Annotated in this window: 23 protein-coding genes and 1 other RNA gene; 14 read left to right on the forward strand and 10 right to left on the reverse strand. The window is 72.7% G+C overall.

Annotated elements, in window-relative coordinates; all coding sequences use genetic code 11:
- Positions 1-24: 24 nt before the first annotated feature.
- Complete coding sequence (locus ACN27C_RS16735; RefSeq protein ID WP_013287783.1) at positions 25-492, reverse strand: MarR family winged helix-turn-helix transcriptional regulator; 468 nt, start codon at positions 490-492, stop codon at positions 25-27.
- 56 nt (positions 493-548) lie between these two features.
- Between ACN27C_RS16735 and ACN27C_RS16740 the strand changes: the two genes are divergently transcribed.
- Entirely contained in the window at positions 549-1,772 is a 1,224-nt protein-coding gene (locus ACN27C_RS16740; protein WP_422746661.1) for an MFS transporter, read from the forward strand.
- Positions 1,773-1,815: 43 nt separating this feature from the next.
- Here ACN27C_RS16740 and ACN27C_RS16745 read toward each other — a convergent pair whose 3' ends face one another.
- Positions 1,816-2,577, reverse strand: coding sequence for a sulfite exporter TauE/SafE family protein (locus ACN27C_RS16745; protein ID WP_358172497.1), 762 nt, complete (start codon positions 2,575-2,577; stop codon positions 1,816-1,818).
- 215 nt (positions 2,578-2,792) lie between these two features.
- Between ACN27C_RS16745 and rnpB the strand changes: the two genes are divergently transcribed.
- The 3 genes from rnpB (at position 2,793) to ACN27C_RS16760 (ending at position 4,030) form a co-directional block, all read left to right on the forward strand.
- Positions 2,793-3,201: RNase P RNA component class A (rnpB, locus tag ACN27C_RS16750), an RNA gene on the forward strand.
- 111 nt (positions 3,202-3,312) lie between these two features.
- On the forward strand, positions 3,313-3,519 hold the full coding sequence (locus ACN27C_RS16755; RefSeq protein WP_422751634.1) for a hypothetical protein: 207 nt from the start codon (positions 3,313-3,315) through the stop codon (positions 3,517-3,519).
- Positions 3,520-3,691: 172 nt separating this feature from the next.
- Positions 3,692-4,030: an Imm51 family immunity protein gene (locus ACN27C_RS16760; protein WP_422746664.1), complete on the forward strand. Its 339-nt coding sequence runs from the start codon at positions 3,692-3,694 to the stop codon at positions 4,028-4,030.
- 296 nt (positions 4,031-4,326) lie between these two features.
- Here the strand turns inward: ACN27C_RS16760 and ACN27C_RS16765 are convergent, their stop codons facing one another.
- Both ACN27C_RS16765 and ACN27C_RS16770 read right to left on the reverse strand, forming a co-directional pair.
- Positions 4,327-4,749, reverse strand: a complete 423-nt coding sequence (locus ACN27C_RS16765; protein WP_422746666.1) for an ADP-ribosylation/crystallin J1 — start codon at positions 4,747-4,749, stop codon at positions 4,327-4,329.
- Positions 4,750-4,788: 39 nt separating this feature from the next.
- Positions 4,789-5,286 carry an HAD domain-containing protein gene (locus tag ACN27C_RS16770; RefSeq protein WP_422746668.1) on the reverse strand — a complete coding sequence of 166 codons (498 nt, stop codon included), beginning with the start codon at positions 5,284-5,286 and terminating at the stop codon, positions 4,789-4,791.
- Between the two features lie 146 nt (positions 5,287-5,432).
- Here ACN27C_RS16770 and ACN27C_RS16775 point away from each other — a divergent pair, with 146 nt between their 5' ends.
- A complete protein-coding gene (locus ACN27C_RS16775; RefSeq protein ID WP_358172514.1) occupies positions 5,433-5,759 on the forward strand; it encodes a DUF6331 family protein in 327 nt (108 codons plus the stop codon).
- Between the two features lie 85 nt (positions 5,760-5,844).
- Here the strand turns inward: ACN27C_RS16775 and ACN27C_RS16780 are convergent, their stop codons facing one another.
- The gene (locus ACN27C_RS16780; RefSeq protein ID WP_151501377.1) at positions 5,845-6,183 is read right to left on the reverse strand and encodes a zinc finger domain-containing protein; all 339 of its coding nucleotides are present in this window, start codon (positions 6,181-6,183) and stop codon (positions 5,845-5,847) included.
- A 64-nt stretch (positions 6,184-6,247) separates the two neighbouring features.
- Here ACN27C_RS16780 and ACN27C_RS16785 point away from each other — a divergent pair, with 64 nt between their 5' ends.
- Together ACN27C_RS16785 and ACN27C_RS16790 are read left to right on the forward strand one after the other, a co-directional pair.
- On the forward strand, positions 6,248-6,643 hold the full coding sequence (locus ACN27C_RS16785) for a VOC family protein (RefSeq protein WP_357825687.1): 396 nt from the start codon (positions 6,248-6,250) through the stop codon (positions 6,641-6,643).
- Between the two features lie 243 nt (positions 6,644-6,886).
- Positions 6,887-7,843, forward strand: coding sequence for a threonine/serine dehydratase (locus ACN27C_RS16790; protein ID WP_422746671.1), 957 nt, complete (start codon positions 6,887-6,889; stop codon positions 7,841-7,843).
- A 200-nt stretch (positions 7,844-8,043) separates the two neighbouring features.
- On the opposite strand, the gene ACN27C_RS16795 is transcribed toward ACN27C_RS16790, so the two are convergent.
- Together ACN27C_RS16795 and ACN27C_RS16800 are read right to left on the reverse strand one after the other, a co-directional pair.
- Positions 8,044-8,529, reverse strand: a complete 486-nt coding sequence (locus tag ACN27C_RS16795) for a roadblock/LC7 domain-containing protein (RefSeq protein WP_393378896.1) — start codon at positions 8,527-8,529, stop codon at positions 8,044-8,046.
- Positions 8,526-8,897 carry a hypothetical protein gene (locus ACN27C_RS16800; protein WP_013287772.1) on the reverse strand — a complete coding sequence of 124 codons (372 nt, stop codon included), beginning with the start codon at positions 8,895-8,897 and terminating at the stop codon, positions 8,526-8,528. Before ACN27C_RS16800 ends, ACN27C_RS16795 begins: the two co-directional genes overlap by 4 nt.
- A gap of 240 nt (positions 8,898-9,137) precedes the next feature.
- On the opposite strand from ACN27C_RS16800, the gene ACN27C_RS16805 reads away from it, so the two are divergent.
- Together ACN27C_RS16805 and ACN27C_RS16810 are read left to right on the forward strand one after the other, a co-directional pair.
- Positions 9,138-9,461, forward strand: a complete 324-nt coding sequence (locus ACN27C_RS16805) for a PadR family transcriptional regulator (RefSeq protein WP_422746674.1) — start codon at positions 9,138-9,140, stop codon at positions 9,459-9,461.
- Positions 9,462-9,683: 222 nt separating this feature from the next.
- Entirely contained in the window at positions 9,684-10,418 is a 735-nt protein-coding gene (locus tag ACN27C_RS16810) for a hypothetical protein (RefSeq protein ID WP_422746676.1), read from the forward strand.
- Between the two features lie 3 nt (positions 10,419-10,421).
- Here ACN27C_RS16810 and ACN27C_RS16815 read toward each other — a convergent pair whose 3' ends face one another.
- Complete coding sequence (locus ACN27C_RS16815) at positions 10,422-11,696, reverse strand: M48 family metalloprotease (RefSeq protein ID WP_422746678.1); 1,275 nt, start codon at positions 11,694-11,696, stop codon at positions 10,422-10,424.
- Positions 11,697-11,878: 182 nt separating this feature from the next.
- Here ACN27C_RS16815 and ACN27C_RS16820 point away from each other — a divergent pair, with 182 nt between their 5' ends.
- The 4 genes from ACN27C_RS16820 (at position 11,879) to npdG (ending at position 15,096) form a co-directional block, all read left to right on the forward strand.
- The gene (locus tag ACN27C_RS16820) at positions 11,879-12,082 is read left to right on the forward strand and encodes a hypothetical protein (protein WP_030273123.1); all 204 of its coding nucleotides are present in this window, start codon (positions 11,879-11,881) and stop codon (positions 12,080-12,082) included.
- Positions 12,083-12,160: 78 nt separating this feature from the next.
- Positions 12,161-12,832 (forward strand): histone, encoded by a 672-nt coding sequence (locus tag ACN27C_RS16825; protein ID WP_120568702.1) that lies wholly within the window; start codon positions 12,161-12,163, stop codon positions 12,830-12,832.
- Between the two features lie 62 nt (positions 12,833-12,894).
- Positions 12,895-14,331 (forward strand): RNB domain-containing ribonuclease, encoded by a 1,437-nt coding sequence (locus tag ACN27C_RS16830; RefSeq protein ID WP_422746681.1) that lies wholly within the window; start codon positions 12,895-12,897, stop codon positions 14,329-14,331.
- A 66-nt stretch (positions 14,332-14,397) separates the two neighbouring features.
- Positions 14,398-15,096, forward strand: coding sequence for an NADPH-dependent F420 reductase (gene npdG / locus ACN27C_RS16835; protein WP_422746683.1), 699 nt, complete (start codon positions 14,398-14,400; stop codon positions 15,094-15,096).
- 86 nt (positions 15,097-15,182) lie between these two features.
- Here npdG and panB read toward each other — a convergent pair whose 3' ends face one another.
- Together panB and ACN27C_RS16845 are read right to left on the reverse strand one after the other, a co-directional pair.
- Positions 15,183-16,028 (reverse strand): 3-methyl-2-oxobutanoate hydroxymethyltransferase, encoded by an 846-nt coding sequence (gene panB, locus ACN27C_RS16840; RefSeq protein ID WP_422746685.1) that lies wholly within the window; start codon positions 16,026-16,028, stop codon positions 15,183-15,185.
- Positions 16,029-16,147: 119 nt separating this feature from the next.
- Complete coding sequence (locus tag ACN27C_RS16845; protein ID WP_422746687.1) at positions 16,148-17,908, reverse strand: NAD+ synthase; 1,761 nt, start codon at positions 17,906-17,908, stop codon at positions 16,148-16,150.
- A 205-nt stretch (positions 17,909-18,113) separates the two neighbouring features.
- Here ACN27C_RS16845 and glnA point away from each other — a divergent pair, with 205 nt between their 5' ends.
- Positions 18,114-19,463 (forward strand): type I glutamate--ammonia ligase, encoded by a 1,350-nt coding sequence (gene glnA, locus ACN27C_RS16850; protein ID WP_121683520.1) that lies wholly within the window; start codon positions 18,114-18,116, stop codon positions 19,461-19,463.
- The last annotated feature ends 28 nt before the right edge of the window (positions 19,464-19,491 follow it).

The raw sequence follows: 19,491 nt of genomic DNA on the forward strand, positions 1-19,491 counted from the left end.
TAATAAGGGGCCCTTCCTAACGCCTCAGCGGCGGCGGTTGCGCGCGTCGAGCGCCTCGTTGAGGCGGTGCAACATGTCCGCCAGCGTCTCCCGGTCCGCCTCGGGCCAGGCGGCGAGGATGTCGCCGTACAACCGGGTGCGGGCCGCCCGGACGGCGGCCATCCGCTGGAGCCCGGCCGCCGTCGCGGAGATCACCGTGCCGCGCCCGTCGGCCGGGTCGGGGGTACGCGAGATCAGCCCGTCGCGCTGGAGCGCGGAGACCTGCCGCGTGACGGTGGAGCCGTCCAGGTTCAGCCGCGCGGCGAGCGCCGAGACGTTCTGCGGGCCGGCCGCGTCCAGGTGGCGCAGGATCACGTACGCGGCGCGGTCCAGCAGCCGGTGCTCCATCGTGCCGGTGCCCCGGCGGGTGGCCTCACCCAGGCGCATCAGCAACGCGACCTCGGTTTCGATCCGGCCGAGGGTGACCTCGGGAGCGTGGACGTCGTCACTCATAGCTGTATGATACAAGAAAAATACCTGTACGATACAGCTATCTGGGAGGTTGCGGAGTGGATCACCGATCCGAGCCCAACCGCAGTGCCATCTACGCCACCACGCTCGTGGCGTTCCTCGCGATCGCCGGCATCGCCGTGGTCGACCCGATCCTGCCCGCCATCGGCGAGGCGATCGGCGTCACCGCCTGGCAGGTCGAGCTGCTCTTCACCGCGTACATCGCGGTCATGGCCGTCGGCATGATCCCGGCGACGCTCGCCAGCGGGCGGTTCGGTTTCAAGCCGGTGCTCGTCACCGGCGTCTCGGTCGTCGGCCTGGCCGCCATCGGAGCCTCGTTCAGCAACGACATCGTGCAGCTCTCCGTGCTGCGCGGCGTCTGGGGCCTGGGCAACGCGATGTTCTTCGCCACCGCCATGGTCGTGCTGGTCAACCTCGCGAACGACAGGGAATGGGTGGTCGGCCTGTTCGAGACCGCCCTCGGGCTCGGCTTCGCGGTCGGCCCGCTGATCGGCGGCCTGCTCGGCGAGGTGAGCTGGCGGCTGCCGTTCTTCGTCTGCGGCGTGTTCATGGTGCTTGCGCTCGGCGTCGCCGCCCGCAAGCTGCGCGAACCGGCCCACAAGCAGGCCCCCGTGCGCCTCGGCCAGATCTTCGCCACCTACCGCAGACCCGCGTTCGTGGCGCTGTGCGTGGTCACCGCCGCGTACAACTTCGTCTTCTTCGTCGTGCTCGGCTACACGCCGCTGTTCCTGCGCCTCGACGTCATCCCGCTGGGCCTGGCGTTCACCGGCTGGGGCCTCGGCCTGGCCGCCGGCATCCTGCTGATCGGGCACCGGCTGGCCCACCGCATCGGCGCGGTGCAGACAGTCGGCGTCGCACTGCTCGGCCTGCTGGTCTGCATGGTCCTGTTCGCCACCTCCACCGGCACCGCCATGTCGCTCGTCGTCCTCGTCGTCGCCGGCCTGTTCATGGGCCTCGCCAACGCCAACCTGACCGACCTGGCGCTCGGGCTCGGCTCCGCCGACCGGCGCGTCGCCACCGGCGCGTTCAACCTGGTCCGCTGGGGCGCCGCCGCGCCCGCGCCGATCATCTCCGGCAAGCTGGCCGAACACAGCCTCGCGCTGCCGTTCTGGGTCGGCTTCGGGGTGCTCGCCGCCGGCGTGCTCGCGTACCTCGCGTTCGGGCACCTGATGGCGGCCGGCTACGGCGAACGGGTCATCTGGAACCGGGCCGCCCGCAGCGCCGAACACGCGCCGGAGGAGCCGGTGGGGGAGGCGTACTGACCGGGACTGACTCTGGCCCCGGCCCGGCTCCGGCCGGGCGGCGTCAGGTCAGCGCCCGCCACAGCAGGTAGAACCCGATGGCGGTGCCGAACACCACGATCACCGTCTTCAACACCACCTGCGGAAGCCGGCGGGCCAGCCGCGCGCCCGCGTACCCACCGAACAGGGTGGCCGGCGCGACCACCGCGACGGCCGCCCAGTTCACCGGGCCGAACAGCGCGAACACCACGAGCGTGGTCAGCCCCACCACTGCGGAGAGCAGGTTCTTCACCGCCGACACCCGGGCCAGCGTCGCGTCCAGCACCAGCGCCAACCCGGCCACCAGCATCACCCCGAGGGCCGCGCCGAAGTAGCCGCCGTACACGGTGCCGACCGCGACCATGGTCTGCACCGTGACGGTACGGCGACGCGCGCCCAGCCGCTCCGGATGGCCGACCAGCCGGCGCAGCGGCCCCTGGAACGCGAGTACGGCGGTCGCGGCCAGCACGAGGAACGGCACCACCAGCTCGAACGCCCGAGCGGGCGTGGCCAGCAGCAGCGCGCACCCGGCGATCGTGCCGAGCACGGCGGTGGGCAGCAGCGACCACAGCTCCCGCCCGCGCGGCAGGTCCACCCGGCTGCCCGCCACACTCGCCACGTACCCGGGAAAGACCGACACGGAGTTCGAGACGTTCGCCGCCACCGGCGGCAGGCCGGTGGCGATCATCGCCGGGAACGTGATCAGCGAGCCACCGCCGGCCACCGCGTTGACGGTGCCCGCGGCGAGGCCGGCGGCGACCAGGAGCGCGGCGTCGGAGAGATCCATGGTCCCCCGAGGCTAGTCGGTCCGGGTCCCGGGCCGCGTAGTGGCCGGGCAGGCTGGTGGGCTTGTGGGTCGGCCGGTTCCGTCGCCAGCTCGGGGAAGTGGCTGTATCGAGGGCCGGTTGATGCCGCCACCTCCCCGAAATGGCGGGCGCGCCCTGGCGGGCCGGGGTGGAAATGGGCGCGGCGGGTGCGTCGTTAGGATGAGGGCGCGACGGACGAGTCGACCGGGCGGTCGCGTCGACGGGCTCCGGCCCGTCGCCGAGGAACGTCCGGACTCCACAGGGCAGGGTGGTTGCTAACGGCAACCCGGGGTGACCCGCGGGACAGTGCCACAGAAAACAGACCGCCGGCCCGTAACGGGACGGTAAGGGTGAAACGGTGGGGTAAGAGCCCACCAGCACCCCGGGTGACCGGGGTGGCTCGGTAAACCCCACCCGGAGCAAGGCCAAGAAAGGGCCGTCACCGCAAGATGACGACCCGCGCAGACGCCTGAGGGCTGCCCGCCCGATGTCTGCGGGTAGGCCGCTGGAGCCTGCCGGCAACGGCAGGCCGAGATGGATGGCCGCCGCCGGTGCGCCTACGGGCGTGCCGGTCACAGAATCCGGCGTACAGGTCGACTCGTCCGTCGCCCACCAGCTCACAGAAGCCCTGACGCACGACCTGGCCGAGCCGCTGGCTTCCGTAGCGGTCTTGGTGATCCCATTCGTGGATGAGGTGGGACGAGTGTGTGCCGGAGATGCTGGCGCGCCTGGGGGAGATGGGCCTGGTCGGGCTGGTCAAGATTGACGGGGAGCGGGAGCGCAAGCCCTGGACCGTGGTGATCTCGGGTCAGCGGCTCGGTGGTGCGTCGATCAGGGTCGACGGCCACAGCCTCGACTACTGCCTGAAGTATGCGGTCGCCGCGCTTGACGAGCGCTTCCCGGACGAACTCGCGCTGAACTGAGCTCTGGCTGTGGGGCGGTGTCTCGGCGGCTGTCGGTGGCTCACCGCCCAGGCCGGCGAGAAACGCACCCGGCAGGCCGTCGACCGCCTGTTCGAGGCTGGTGCGGGCCCGCCATCGTGAGAGCGACCGCCAGGATCTTGTCGCCGGCTACCGAGGCTGCCAGGCTCCCTCGATGACCTTGTTTCTCATGATCGAGACGACGCCCGGTGAGTATTCGCTCCTGTTGAACGCGGGGACGACGCCGGTCGACGACGTGATCGAAGAACTCGATCACGAGCCCAACGGGTACTTCTGGGAGGGCGTGGCGCAGGTTCTCGTCAGCACGGAGGCTCAGTCTCTCGACGGCCGATTCGTCTACGCCTGCGAGGGGGGCACGTTCTGCGCCTACGGCACTGACCGAGGGGCGCTGGAAGAGCTGGAAGCGCGGATGACCGCGGTTGCCACCGACGGCGAGCGCATGCGGCGGCTGATCAGGGACGCCGAGGCGAGCGGCTTCGAGTTCGACGACTGACCGTCAAAGCGGCCGGGTCTGGCCCGCTTCCGCGCAGCCCGGACGCCCTGGCGACGCCCTGATCTCGGCGGTGTGCGGAGGAAGATCGAGGACTCGACTCAGCGGTGACCTGATACCGCGCAAGCATCTACCGCCTGTTCGGCTCGGCTACCGGAGAAGAGCTTCCGTGACAGCGGTATGCCCCTGGCCCAGACGACGTCACCCGTCGTCTCGACGGTGCTGCCTCCCGCGGCGTCGTCCAGCCCAACCGGCCGCACGTCGTCGGGATCATCCGACGGCCGCCTTCCGGTCACCCGCTATCGGAACTCGTGGACGACCTCGATCGAACCGACGATGTGCGCGTTGAACTCGTCGAGTTCCTCGGCTGCAACCCACAGCATCGGAGTGGTGGATCCGCCAAAGGACCGTGTCGAGTAGCGGCCCAGGAAAGCTGTCTCGACGTGGAAGCGGGCCACGTAGCGCACGGGTCCGAACAGGTTCCAGTTCTGCGCAGCCCTGATCGCGAAGTCCTCGTCGAGCATCGGGAAGAAGTGGGTTTGGTGTGGCCGGAGCGCCGGCCACCTGCGCCCGCCTGCCTCGCGGACGAGGCGGAGTTCCTGCTGTCCCATGGGGCGCCACAGCGCTGTCGTTACGTCGCTGCTCACGTCGCTCTCGCTGCCGTGGTCGGTCGTGAAATCGGGCAGTACCGCCGCTACCGCAGGATCGAACATCCGCAGCATGGCGCTGCCTCGCTCGATCGACGTGCTCGAATGCTGCTGTCACCAACTCCGCTCGCCGCCACGCAAGTTCTCAGCCCACGAAAGCGCCCGGCGGACTACGGCTTGTGTCAGCCCCTCTGCGGGGTCGACGTCGACCAGCAGCGTCGCCGCCTTGCGCCCCTCGGCCCAGGCATGCGCCTCCGGCGTCAACGCGTCGTCGATCCACACCGCAGGCCGTGAGCCGACATAGCTGGCGATGGCAGGCACCTTCTCCCGTGGCTCGAACGGGATCGGAGGAAAGCCGATCACGGGTAGCTCTGGAAGTTGTAGCACCGGCGCGAGGAACTGGTTCGCCTCGGCGCCCCACCCGGTCGCCCAGACCATGTCGAACCGGTCGCCCAGATCCCGAAGCCACGCCGCGTGAGCGCGGCACAGTCGTACCGGCTCCTCGTCGGGGAAGAAGTCGAACTCCTCGTAGCCGGATGGGCAGCGGTCTGCCCCGAACGGGTTGAGAACCCCGTCGACGTCCAGCAGGAGGAGAGGCAGGCCGCGTGACATGACTGCCACAGTACGGAGCCGGCGTGCAGGCCGACTCGTCCGTCGCCTGGCTCCGGGTCGGCCGCCGAATTCGCAGGAGCGGTACGCGGTGGCGGCGCTAGCATCGGCTACCCGCCACCGTCGGCGGGCACAGGGAGAGGGCGGCGATGGCAGACGTGTCGGTCGAAGTGCCGTCGCCCCTGCGCAAGTGCGTCGTCTTCTGCGAGGTCGAGTGCGTTCGCGGGTGCTGCGGGATCGACGCCGTCTCCACCGACCCCGCCCTCATCGAGGACTGGTGCCGTCAGGCGGGTTCGGCCGCGGTGATCGAGGCCCGCCTTCAACTGGCCGAGCTGATCGAGGTGGTCGAGGACCGCTCCCATCGCGTCACGTCGGACTTCCTGAACCACCGCACACATGACGAGGCCGCACGGCGTGAGTTGCTGGACTTCCTGAGCGCGCTCGATGCCGGACTGGCGGCCGGCGACGTGTTGTGAACGGTCGAGGCTGTCGACCCCGAGCGCGCGGATCGGGTCGATTCACGCCGACAGTGGTCGCGTCGCCGTTCGATCTCGAACCAGCTCACTCATCCCGCAGTGGGGGAGGAAGCGGCGCTTCTCCCCGCAGTGCCATCCCGGCCAGTTCGGCACGCTCCGGATGCAGGAGGTTCTCGCGGAGCGGGTGACGCGGCACGTTGATGCACCGCTGGCCCGCCACCGCCTCGCAGACCGGGCACTGGAGGAACAGGCCGCACTGCGGTACCAGCTCGCCGCCCTGAGCCAGCGCACCCCGGCCGATCTTGACGATCGCCCGGTACAGCTCGTCGTCCTGATGCCGGGCTGCGCCGGCTGCCACCTCCCGCATGCCCTCCCAGAACAGCTCTGCGGCCCTCGGTTCGTCGATGTCGATGTCGATACGCACGATCGGGAGTACCCGCCCTCGGCGCGGTGGAACATCTCCCGCCGGACCTTGCGATGATCCAGCGATGACCTCCTACGTGTCCCACACCACCGTGGACTGTGCCGACGCCTACGCCCTGTCCCGCTGGTGGGCATCAGTCCTCGACTACCGCGAGGACCCGGACGACCCGAACGAGCCGGGCCATGAGGAGTGCATGATCTACTCGCCGGACGGGCGGCACCGGCTGCTGTTCATCGAGGTGCCGGACGCGAAGCAGGTCAAGAACCGTATCCACCTCGACCTGCGCCCGGTCGAGGGGACGCGTGACGAGGAACTGGCCCGGCTGACCGGGCTGGGCGCGGCAGTGGTGGCCGATCGGCGCAACTCTGACGGCACCGGCTGGGTGGTGCTCGCCGACCCGGAGGGCAACGAGTTCTGCATCCTCCGCAGCGACGCCGAGGTGGCCGCCACCCGATCGTGACAGCGACCGAACGGCCGCCCCCCGGGCTCCAGCCGCCGATCTTGGAGTTGTGGCACCTCTCGAACTTCGCGGATGGGGCATCACAGGCACCACAACTCCAAGATCGACGAGCGCGGGCCACGAGCGCGGCCCACGAGCGCGGCCCACGAGCGCGGCCCACGAGCGCGGCACGGGCGCGGGCGACGAGGGCGCGCGCGGCGGGGACGGCGCGGGGTTTGCGGGCTGGTGTGGCACGCTGCGGTGGTGATCGAGCTTGCGGACATCCAGGCGGCCGCCGAACGGATCGCCGACGTCGTCGTGCACACCCCGACCGTGCCCAGCCCGGGGCTGACCGAGCTGCTCGGCGTGCCGGTCACCGCCAAGCTGGAGCTGCTGCAACGTACCGGATCGTTCAAGGCCCGGGGTGCGGCGGCGAAGCTGCTCGCGCTGGGCGACGCGGAGCGGGCGGCCGGGGTGGTAGCGGTCAGCGGCGGCAACCACGGCATCGCGGTCGCGGTGATGGCGGGCGCGCTCGGCGTGGCGGCGACTGTGGTCATGCCCCGCACGGCGCCGGCGCGCGCGGTCGACGTGGCCCGCGCCGCCGGGGCGGACGTGCGGCTGACCGAGGACATGGCCGGCGCGTTCGCGCTGATGAACCGGCTGCGGGACGAGGGCGTGACGCTGCTGCACCCGTTCGACGACCCGATTGTGCTCGCCGGGCAGGGCACTGTCGGGCTGGAGTTCGCCGACGACGCCGGTGAGCTGACCGACGTGCTGGTCAGCATCGGCGGGGGCGCGCTGATCTCGGGAGTGGCGGCGGCGCTGCGGGCGCGCCGGCCGGGGGTACGCGTCTGGGGCGTGGAGACCGAGGGCGCGCAGGCGATGTCGCAGGCGATCGCGAAGGGCGGCCCGGTCGAGGTGCCGTTGTCGTCGATCGTCACCACGCTCAGCGCGCCGAGCGTCTCGCAGCTCACCTACGACCATGTGACGGCGCTGGTCAGCGACGTTCTCGTGGTCTCCGACGCCGAGGCGGTGCGCGGCACTGTCGAGTTGGCCGAGCACGCCAAGGTGTGGGCCGAGCCGGCCGCCGGGTGCCTGCTGCCCGCCGCCCGCCGGGTGATCGAGCGGGTGGGGGATGACGCCCGGCTGGGCCTGGTGGTCTGCGGCGGCAACGCCACCGTCGCCGACGTGACCACGTGGGCCGGCCGCTTCGGCGTCTGACCCGCCGCACCACGCGACCGCCGCGCCGAGCACGCGACCGCGCCGGGAGGCCACCGCACAAGAAGCGCGACCGACGCGCCAGAGCGCGCGACCGCGCCGGGAGGCCACCGCGCAAGACGCGCGACCGCCGCGCCACAGAACCCGGGGGTACGCCGGCCGCCTCCGGTCCGGACGGGTGGGACCGGGACGACCGGCGTACGTCAGGACGTGGCCGGAGTGGCCCCGTCGAGCAGCTCGGCGAGCCGGGCCGCTGTGGTCGGGGCGTGCAGGTGCAGCCGCGCCACGTTGATGCTGTCCGTGCCGATCACGGCGAGCAGCGCCTGCCCGTTGATCGCGTAGACGCTGAGGTAGCCGCCCGCGTTGCGCACCGTGGACTGCTGGAAGTCGCCCTGTCCGAGCCGCGACCCGACCTGGCGGCCGAGCCCGTACATGGTGGCGGCGAGCGCGGCCAGGTCGTCCGGGTCGGCGCCGTTCTGCAGGTTGTGCGTGACGAGCAGTCCGTCGACGCCGCCGAGGACGCAGCCGTGCACGCCGGGGATCTGCAACCGCAGGGCGGAGAGTTCCTGGGCGATGGCCGGGTAGGGCAGCGCCGGGTTGCCGGCCAGCGACTGTGGGAGCGCCCGTGGTGGCGGCAGGGTGCCGGCCTGGGCGCGCGTACGGCGGGGGAGGTCGTCCACCCGGCTCACAGTTCCAGGCTCTCCTCGATCGTGCGCAGTTGGTGCCGCGCCATCGCGAGGTTGGCCCGGCTCTTGCTCACCATCAGGTAGAGGAACAGGCCCTTGCCGGTGCGGTTGCTCAGCGGGCGGATCAGGTGGTACTGGCTGCCGAGCGTGATCAGGATGTCCTCGATCTCGTCGTCGAGCTTGAGCATCTCGATGGTGCGCAGCTTGGCGCGTACCACGTCGGTGTTGCCGGCGGCGGCGACGGTCAGGTCGATCTCGCCGGTGCCCCCGGCGACGCCGAGGGTCATGCCACTGGTGTAGTCGACGAGCGCGGCCCCGATCGCGCCGTCGATGTTCATCGCGTTCTTCAGCGCGATGTCAAGGTTGCCCACGATTTTCTCTCCCCAGCTCGGGCCACTGTCCGCCGGAAGCAAGGCGGACAGCGAATTCGTCAGTCGAGGCTCGCATATGGAGCAGCGGCCTGCATCCGGGTCCCTGGTGATCCACCTGAGCGGTCCCCGCCGGACCGGCCACCGGTCCCGGCAGGAAGACCGCGCCGTCCATTGCCGATCACCGTTCGTCCTGCTACGGCGGGGCAGCCACCCTATGTAGAGTTCCGATAGAGTGGGCCCGTGCGACTGACCGTTCCGGTGGCGAAGGTGCTCTCGGCGCTGCTCGCCGAGCCCGGGGCGCCGCGCTACGGCCTCGACCTGATGCGGTTCACCGGCCTGTCCAGCGGGACGCTCTATCCGGTGCTGCACCGCCTCCAGGCGGCCGGCTGGGTCGTCGCCGACTGGGAGGACGTCGACCCGGTCGCCGCCGGCCGCCCGGCCCGCCGCTACTACCGGCTGACCGGCGAGGGCATCCGGTCGGCCCGGCTGGCACTGGCCGAGCTGCGTGCCCTCGTACCCGTTGAGCGTGCCGGCGCGGACCCGGCCGGGGCGCCCGCGTGGTGACCCGGCGGGTGGCCGCCTTGCTGCTGCGGGTCGCGGTGCGCCGCTGGCCGGCGGAGCTGCGTGCCGGCCTGGCCCGGGAGTGGGCCGCCGAGCTGCACGAGCTGGCCCGGACCGGCCGGCGGTGGGGGATGCTCCGGTTCGCCGCGAGCCTGGCCGCCAGCCGGGCCCCCGCCACTGACCGGCCGGGCCGGGACGCGGCGGCTGGGGCGTACCGCGCGGGTGTTGCTGCTCGCGCCGCCGGCCTGCGTCGCCGTTCTCGTGCTGGCGGGCGCGGTGATGGGCCTGACCCACGGGTGGCTGGAGATGCGCGTGCCGTGGGCCGCCGCCGCGCAGTTGCCGACCTGGTCGGCGCTCACCGCGCTGCTCGGCGTGGCGCTCGCGCTCGTCGTCGGCCGGGCCGCGCGCCGGACCGTACGCGTGGGGGCGCTGCCCACCGCGCTCGGCGTGGTGCTGCCGATCGCCGCGACGGTGACCGCCACGCTGGCGCTGCTCGCCGCCCGGGGCGAGAGCCGCGTCCGGGAGAGCGTGCCCGGGCTGCTGCTCTGGCTGGCGCTGCTGGTCCCGGCGCTCTGGGCCGCCGGGGCGCTGGCGCGCCGGGGCCGGGTCCGGGCCGCGTGGTCGGCCGGGCTGCTCGGCGCGCTGGTGGCGGCCGACGCGGCGGTGGTGCTCGCGGTGGTCACCTCGATCCCGGCCACCGCACCCGTGGCGGACGGCCTGCCGCCGGACTCGGTGGACCGGATCTCCGCGCCGCTCTGGCTGCTCACCTGCTGGACCGACTCGTCGTTCGGGCTGCCCCGGCCGACCGGGTGGGAACGGTTCCTCATCACCGACCGGGTGCTCGTCGAGCCGATGTTCCACCTGGCCTGCACGCCCTACGCCCTGACGTACGCGATCGCGGCGGCCCGTCCGGCGCCTGCCGCCGTACCCGGTCCGGCGCCCGTACCGGCCCCCGCCTGACCGTCAGGCGTTCCAGCTCAGCGCCCGGCCGGCCCGCTCGTAGTGCCCGGCCAGCTCGGCGTCGATCCGCGCGGCCCGTTCCTCGGTGAGCGTCACCGCCGGGTCCTGCCAGGGCCGCGCGCCGAGCATCCGGTGCCGCAGGCCGGTCGGCGGGTGGGTGGCGAACAGTGAGGTGTCCTCCCGGACGGTGAGCTGGCGTTCCAGCGACAGCCGCCCGGCCGCCGCGTCCAGCGCGCGTCCCGTCTCCACCCGCCAGGTGTCCGGCCCGTGGCCGCCGCGAACCGCGTTGCGCACCGCCGTGGCCACCGAGTCGGTCCGCAGCAGCGTGTCCAGCAGCCGGGTCGCGCCCGCCGTGCCGCCGGCGCGGGCGGCCATCTCGTCGGCCAGGTACTCGGCCCGCTGGCTCTCCCGCAGCGCGGTGGCGACGAGCACCACGTGCCCGGCGAACAGGAGCCGCGACAGCGTCCAGGACGCCAGGTGCCCGAGCCACTCGCCGACCATCACCAGCAGCCCGCCGCCGTCCGACCCGCCCCGGGGCCGGAACAGGTCGGCGGCGTTGCCGAGCATGGTCAGCGCCGGCTGGGTCACCGGCCCCCGGCGTACGTCGCCGTTGACGAAGTGGCCCAGCTCGTGGCCCAGCAACGCGACCCGCGCCGGTCCGTCCAGGGCACCCCACAGCGGCAGCCCGAGACCGAGCACGCGCCGCCGGCGCAGTCCCACCGACGTCGCGTACGCGTTGATGTCGCCGTCGACGCCGATCACGTGCGGCATCGGCGCGCCCACCGCTGCGGCCACCTCCCGGACCAGGGCGTGCAGCTGCGGCGCCTCCCGCTCGGTCAGCACGTCCAGGTCCCGGTCGAGCCGGCCGAAACGCGGCCGCAGCGCCACCGCGAGCGCGAGGAGCGCCACGCCGCCGACCACCGCGAGGTTCGGGAATGGGTACGCGAACAGCAGCCACACCCCGGCCACGGCGAGTCCCGCCACGCCGAGCAGGAGCAGTACCGAGATGCCGGCGACGAGCACACCGGTGAGCCCCGGCCCGGTCGACTCCAGCGACCGGCCGAGCAGGGTGGCGTACTGCTGGCGGGTGAGCCGCGCGGCGAGCCGGTGGGTCCGCCGGTCGACCCATGACCAGCCGAACTCCGGCGGCTGGCGGCGCGCGTCGTAGGTGTCGAGGTTCCAGTCGCAGCCGGCACACCAGGGCAACGCCCCGTCCAGCGACACCGGCGTCGCGCCGCATCGCGGACAGGCCCCCGTGCCCGTCGTCGTGGTGATCACGAGCGCCGATCCTGTCCGGTTCCCACTCGCGCCGGTACCGGCCGTTCGGACGAGTGCGGGCATCTCCGGGTCTTCCGCCGTTCCCCGCCGCAACCGCCCCGACCAGGTCTAATGTGGAGAAGGACGTGACTATTTGTGCCGTTCCGGTGGCGGCCGGGCGGTTCCCGGTGCACAGTGATCGCATGAGCGACGACGGAAGTGGTGGGCACTACTACTGGTGCACGCGACACCACCGGGTCGAGACCGATGCCGACGTGTGCCCCGCCAAGCACGTTCTCGGACCGTACGCCTCAGCCGCCGACGCGGACAACGCCCTGCAGACGGTGCGGGAGCGGAACGACGCGTGGGACGCCGAGGACGCCCGTTGGGCCGGGGAGGGCCGCTAGACGGCGCGGGAGGGCCCGCGTCGAGGTGATCCGTGCTCCCGCGAGGGCGGGAGCACGTCCCCAGGAAAGGGAACCGAGATGGCCGAAGCACAGCAGGCCACCCGCCCGGCCGCGAAACGGACGACCGCGAAGAGGACCGCCGCGGGCAGGACGACGACGGTCACCAAGGCGTCGCCGAACGCCTCGGGCGCCGGCGCCGGACGGACACCGGCGAAGAAGGCGGCGGCCAAGAAGGCAGCCGCCAGGAAGGTCGTGTCGGCGGCCCGCAAGGCGCCGGCCACCAAGGCCACCACCAGCAGGACGACGGCGAAGAAGACCGCTGCCCGTACGGCACCGGCCGGCCGGGCCGCCGCCAAGAGCGCGCCGGCCAAGAAGACCACGGCGAAGAAGACGACCGCGAAGAAGACCACGGCGGCCAAGAAGACGGCGGCGGCGAAGAAGACCACAGCGGCCCGGAAGACCACGACGGCCCGGACCACCGCCACCGCGAAGAAGGCACCGGCCCGCAAGACGACGGCGGCGAAGAAGACGACGGCGGCCAAGAAGGCGCCGGCGAAGAAGACCACCGCCTCGACGCGTCCCACGGCGCGCAAGGCGGCGGCGAAGAAGGCGCCCGCGCGCAAGACCACGACCGCGCGCAAGACCACCACCACGGCGAAGAAGACCACCGCCGCGAAGAAGGCGCCGGCCCGCAAGAGCACCGCCGCGAAGAGCACCACCGCACGCAAGGCGCCGGCCCGCCGCGCCTGACGCCGCGGACACCGCTCCCTCCCGGGGAGCGGAACGTGCGGGGCGCTGTCAGGATTGACCGCGTGGTGATCCGACGCGTACTGGCGCCCCGTATCGACTTCGGCGCGCTGCGCCGCGAGCTGGGACTGCCCGAGAGCTTCCCGGCCGCGGCGCAGCGCGAGGCCGACGCGGCCGCCGCCGCGCCGCCACCGGCGGTCGCCGACCGGACCGACATCCCGTTCGTCACCGTCGACCCGGCGACCTCGCGCGACCTCGACCAGGCCATGCACCTCACCCGGCGTCCCGGCGGCGGCTACCGCGTCCGGTACGCGATCGCGGACGTGCTGACCCACGTACGCCTCGGCGGTGACCTGGAGGCCGAGACGTGGCGCCGGGGGCAGACGGTCTACCTGCCCGACGGCAACGTGCCGCTGCACCCGCACACGCTCAGCGAGGGAGCGGCCAGCCTGCTGCCCGACGCCGACCGGGCCGCCGTGCTCTGGACCGTCGACCTGGACGCCGACGGCGGCACCGTCACAGTCACGCTGGAGCGGGCGCTGGTGCGCAGCCGGGCCAAGCTCGACTACGGCGGCGTGCAGCGCGACGCCGACGCCGGCCGGCTGCCCGAGCCGATCGCCCTGCTGCCCGAGATCGGCGCGCTGCTCACCGCGCGCGGCCTGAGCCGGGGCGCGATCAACCTGCCGCTGCCCGAGCAGGACGTCGAACCCGACGGCGACGGCTGGCGGCTGGTGCTGCGCGGCCCCGGCCCGATGGAGGAGCACAACGCGCAGATCTCGCTGCTGACCGGCATGGCGGCGGCGGACATCATGCTGGCCGGCCGGATCGGGCTGCTGCGCACCATGCCCCGCCCCCGCCCGGAGGCGGTCGAGCGGCTGCGGCTCGCCGCCGGCCCGCTCGGCGTGCCCTGGCCGGACGGCACACCGGTGGGCCAGGTGCTCGACGGCCTTGACACCTCCCAGCCCCGGGTGGCCGCCTTCGTCGACCAGGCCGCCGAGCTGATGCGCGGCGCCGCGTACACCGCCTTCGACGGGGACCTGCCCGAGCAGCCCGGGCACGGTGGGGTGGCGGCCGCGTACGCGCACGTCACGGCGCCGCTGCGACGGCTGGCCGACCGCTACGCCACCGAGGTCTGCCTGGCGCTGCACGAGGGCCGCGAGGTGCCCGAGCAGGTCCGGGCCGCGCTGCCGAAGCTGCCCGAGGTGATGGCCGCGACCGACCGCACGGCGGGCGCCGCCACCCGGGGCGCTGTGGAACTGGCCGAGGCGGTGCTGCTCGCACACCGGGTGGGGGAGACGTTCGAGGCGGCGGTGCTCGACGTGGACGAACCGCGCCCGGCGGGCAACGGCCGCCCCGGCCGCCCGCCCGGCGGCACCATCGCGCTCGACGAGCCGCCGGTGCGCGCCCGCTGCACCGGCGAGCTGCCGCTGGGCGAACGCGTCCGGGTACGCCTCACCGCCGCCGACCCGGCCCAGCGCCGGGTCACCTTCGAACGGGCGTGACCAGCGCGGCCATTGTCACAGCATCGGGATGCACCGCACGTGCCCCCGCTTTGCGAGGATGAGCCCATGGCTTACGACGCGACCACGCTGCCCGACGTCTCCGGGCTGACCGTCGGCATCATCGGTGGCACCGGCGACCAGGGACAGGGTCTCGCCTACCGGTTCGCCCGGGCCGGGCAGACCGTGCTGATCGGCTCCCGCACCGCGGAGCGGGCCACCCAGGCCGCCGCCGAGATCGCCGCGCTGCCCGGGATCCCCGACGGCGCTCTGGTCTCCGGCGGGGACAACGAGGACGTCGCGCGGCGCAGCGACGTGGTGATCGTGGCGGTGCCGTGGGACGGGCACGCGGCCACCGTCGCCGCACTCGCCGGACCGCTGGCCGGCAAGATCGTGGTGGACTGCGTCAACCCGCTCGGCTTCGACAAGCAGGGCCCGTACGCGCTCGACGTCGCTGAGGGCAGCGCCGTGCAGCAGGCCGCCGCGCTGCTGCCCGAGTCCCGGGTGTGCGCCGCGTTCAACCACGTCAGCGCGCCGCTGCTGGCCGACCCGGAGATCGACCGGATCGACCTGGACGTGCTGATCTGCACCGAGGACCGGGAACTCGTGGGCGTGGTCGGCGCGCTGGCCGCGCGGATCCCCGGCATGCGGGGCATCTACGCCGGGCGGCTGCGCAACGCCCACCAGATCGAGGCGTTCACCGCGAACCTGATCGCGATCAACAAGCGCTACAAGGCGCACGCCGGCATCCGGGTCACCGACCTCTGACGCGTCGCGCCGCCGTCGCGGCGGCGCGTGTTAAAAAGGGGCCCCTTCTCTACGCCAGGCGTTAAGAAGGGGCCCTTCCTTACACCTCAGAAGGTGTGCTCGGCCGCGGGGAACTCGCCGCCGCGTACCTCGTCGGCGAACCGGCGGGTGGCGTCGGTGAGCGCGCCGGCCAGGTCGGCGTAGCGCTTCACGAAGCGCGGCGCCCGGCCGGTGCGCAGCCCGGCCATGTCCTGCCAGACCAGCACCTGCCCGTCGGTGTCCGGGCCGGCCCCGATCCCGACGGTGGGGATGGGCAGCTCGGCCGTGACCCGCTTGGCCACCTCACCCGGCACCATCTCCAGCACCACCGCGAACGCGCCCGCCTCGGCCACCGCACGCGCGTCGGCGAGCACCTCCTCGGCCGCCTCGCCCCGGCCCTGCACCCGGTAGCCGCCGAGCGTGTGCTCGCTCTGCGGGGTGAAGCCGATGTGCGCCATCACCGGGATGCCGGCGCCGGTGATCGCCTCGATCTGGGCGGCGCAGCGCCGCCCGCCCTCCAGCTTCACCGCGTGGCAGCCGCCCTCCTTCATGAACCGCACCGCAGTGCGCAGCGCCTGCGCCGGCCCCTCCTCGTACGAGCCGAACGGCAGGTCACCGACGATCAGCGAGTGCTTCGTTGCGCGGACCACGGCACGCACCAGCGGCAGCAGCTCCTCGGCGCTCACCGGCAGCGTGGTCTCGTAGCCGAAGACGTTGTTCGCCGCCGAGTCGCCGACCAGCAGCACCGGGATCCCCGCCTGGTCGAAGATCGAGGCCGTGTACTGGTCGTACGACGTCAGCATCGCCCACCGCTCGCCGCGCTCCTTGGCGGCGATCAGGTCGCGGGTGCGTACCCGCCGGGTGGCCGGCCCGCCGTAGAGGGCGGTCACCTCGGCCGGGGTGGACTCCACCATGACAATCTCCTTCCTCGAGGCCGCGCACGCGGTCCCCGGGTTCCCCGCGATCGTCGCACCGGGCGGCGGGCCGCGGGCAGGTCGGAGTGGAGGATGTCACTCCCCGGCCGGGGGAGCGGTCAGCCGTCCTCGCGCCACCGGTTGGTGATCGGCAGCCGCCGGTCCCGCCCGAACGCCTTCATGGAGATCTTGGTGCCCGGCGCCGACTGCCGTCGCTTGTACTCGGCGGTATCCACCATCCGCAGCACCTTGTCCACCACCGCCGGGTCGTGGCCGGACTCGACCAGACCGTCGCGGCCCAGGTCACCGTCGACGTAGCCGATCAGGATCGGGTCGAGCACGTCGTAGTCGGGCAGCGTGTCGCTGTCGAGCTGGCCGGGGCTCAGCTCCGCCGACGGCGGCTTGCCGATCGAGTTCTCCGGGATCGGCGGGGTCTGCCCGCGCCGTACCGCGTCGGCGTTGCGCCACTTCGCCAGCCGCCACACGAGCGTCTTCCAGACGTCCTTGACCGGGTTGTAGCCGCCCACCGAGTCGCCGTAGAGGGTCGAGTAACCCACCGCCAGCTCGCTCTTGTTGCCGGTGGTGAGCACCAGGTGGCCCTCCTGGTTCGACAGCGCCATGAGGATCACGCCGCGTACCCGGGCCTGGAGGTTCTCCACCGCCACCCCGGACAGCGACATGTTCGCCAGGAACGTGTCCACCATCGGCTGGATCGGCTCGACCCGGTAGTCCAGGCCGGTCCGCTTCGCCAGGTCCTCGGCGTCGGTGCGGGAGTGCTCGGAGGAGTGCTGGCTGGGCATCGAGACGCCGACGACCCGATCCGGGCCGACCGCGTCCACCGCGATGGCCGCCGCCACCGCCGAGTCGATGCCGCCGGACAGGCCGAGCACCACCGAGGGGAAGCGATTCTTGTCGATGTAGTCGCGCAGGCCCAGCACCAGCGCGTGCCATACCTCGGCCTCGTCGGCGACCGGCTCGATGATGCCGCCGTCGGCCGCCGGGGCGGGCGGTGCGGCCGGGATCGCCGGGATCTCGTGGCGGACCACGCGCATCCCGTCGCTCAGCGCGCCGGCCTCGCCCGGCGCCCCGGTCGCCGCCGGCAGCTCCAGGTCGTGCACCACCAGGTGCTCGACGAACTGCGGCGCCCGGGTCAGCAGCGTGCCGTCCGCGGCGACGATCATCGAGTCGCCGTCGTAGACCAGCTCGTCCTGGCCGCCGACCATGTTCACGTACGCGATGGCGGCCCCGGCCTCGGCGGCGCGCCGGCGCACCAGCGGCAGCCGCACGTCGTCCTTGTTCAGCTCGTACGGCGAGCCGTTGATGCTCAGCACCAGCCCGACGCCGGCCTCCCGGGCCACCGCGAACGGGCCGCCGGCCTGCCACAGGTCCTCGCAGATGGTCAGCGCCACGTCCACCCCGCCGACGCGCACCACTGTCAGCGTGTCGCCGGCGACGAAGTAGCGGTCCTCGTCGAAGACGCCGTAGTTGGGCAGGTGGTGCTTGAAGTAGGTGGCCACCACCTCGCCCCGGTGCAGCACCGCCGCCGCGTTGCGGGCGCCCCGGCCCGGCTGGGCGTCGGAGCTGACCTGCGGAGGGCCGTCCGCGTCCAGGTAGCCGACCAGCACCGGCAGGTCACCGAGGCCGTCGGCGGCCAGGTCGGCGGCGAGCCGGTGCAGCGCGGCGCGGGACGCGGCCACGAACGAGCGGCGGAACACCAGGTCCTCGACCGGGTAACCGGTGAGCATCAGCTCGGGGAACAGGACGAGCTGGGCGCCGGCGTCGGCGGCCCGACGGCTCCACGCGCGGACCAGGCCGGCGTTGCCGGCGAGGTCGCCTACCGTCGGGTTGACCTGGCACAGGGCGAGACGCAGGGTGGGCATGTCCCCATCTTCCCCCAGGCGTCCCGGCCGAATCCGACCGGTTGCGGCAGACGGGTACCGCGGCCCCGCGTGTCCCAGCCCGGTGGACACGGCGGGACGGCCGGCCGGGGAGGGCGTAACGTCGGCGTAACGAGCCCGGTGGAGACTGGGCGGTCAGGCCGGGCCGGCCCGACCGGTGCGGACGTACGTGTCACGAGGGGTGGAAGTGGACCGTCAGCAGGAGTTCGTCCTCCGTACGCTGGAAGAGCGGGACATCCGTTTCGTCCGGCTGTGGTTCACCGATGTGCTCGGCACGCTCAAGAGCGTCTCGGTGGCCCCCGCGGAACTGGAGGCGGCCTTCGACGAGGGCATCGGTTTCGACGGCTCCGCGATCGAGGGCTTCGCCCGGGTCTTCGAGTCGGACATGGTCGCCATGCCGGACCCGACCACGTTCCAGGTCTTCCCGTTCGAGGGCGGCGTCAGCGGCGAGAGCGCCCGGATGTTCTGCGACATCTCGCTGCCCGACGGCAGCCCGTCCTGGGCCGACCCGCGGCACGTGCTGCGCCGGATGCTCTCCCGGGCCGCCGACAAGGGCTTCACCTTCTACACCCACCCGGAGATCGAGTTCTTCCTGCTGGAGAACGGCCCGCAGGACGGCTCGGTGCCCATCCCGGTGGACACCGGCGGCTACTTCGAGCACACCACGCACGCCGTGGCGCGGGACTTCCGCCGCCAGGCCGTGCTGGCGCTGGAGCGGATCGGCATCTCGGTGGAGTACAGCCACCACGAGGTCGCCCCCGGCCAGCAGGAGATCGACCTGCGCTACGCCGACGCGCTCACGACCGCCGACAACATCATGACGTTCCGGCACGTGGTGAAGGAGGTCGCGCTCTCCACCGGTGTGCAGGCCAGCTTCATGCCGAAGCCGTTCACCGACCAGCCCGGCAACGGCATGCACACCCACCTGTCGCTGTTCGAGGGGGAGCGCAACGCGTTCCACGACGCCGGCGACCCGATGAAGCTGTCCAAGGTCGCCAAGTCGTTCATCGCCGGGCTGCTCACCCACGCCCGCGAGTACACAGCGGTGACCAACCAGTGGGTCAACTCGTACAAGCGGCTGTTCCCGCAGGCGCTGCCGGACCGGATCACCGAGAGCCCGGCGTACGTCTGCTGGGGTCACCTGAACCGGTCCGCGCTGGTCCGGGTGCCCGCGTACGGCAAGCCGAACTCGGCCCGGGTCGAGGTCCGCTCGCTGGACTCCGCGACCAACCCCTACCTGGCGTTCGCGGTGATGCTCGGCGCCGGCCTCAAGGGCATCGAGGAGGGCTACGAGCTGCCCCCGGGCGCCGAGGACGACGTCTGGTCGCTGAGCAGCGCCGAGCGCCGCGCCATGGGGTACGAGGCGCTGCCGGAGAACCTGGCCGAGGCGATCGACGTGATGGCCGGTTCCGAGCTGGTGGCCGAGGTGCTCGGCGAGCACGTCTTCGACTTCTTCCTGCGCAACAAGCGCTCCGAGTGGGAGCAGTACCGCCGCGAGGTCACCCCGTACGAGCGGCAGCGCTACCTGTCGCTCTAGATCACGCTGGCGCGGTGCCGCTATCGTC

The sequence above is a fragment of the Micromonospora sp. WMMD1219 genome (assembly GCF_049315215.1).
GTDB lineage: Bacteria > Actinomycetota > Actinomycetes > Mycobacteriales > Micromonosporaceae > Micromonospora > Micromonospora tulbaghiae.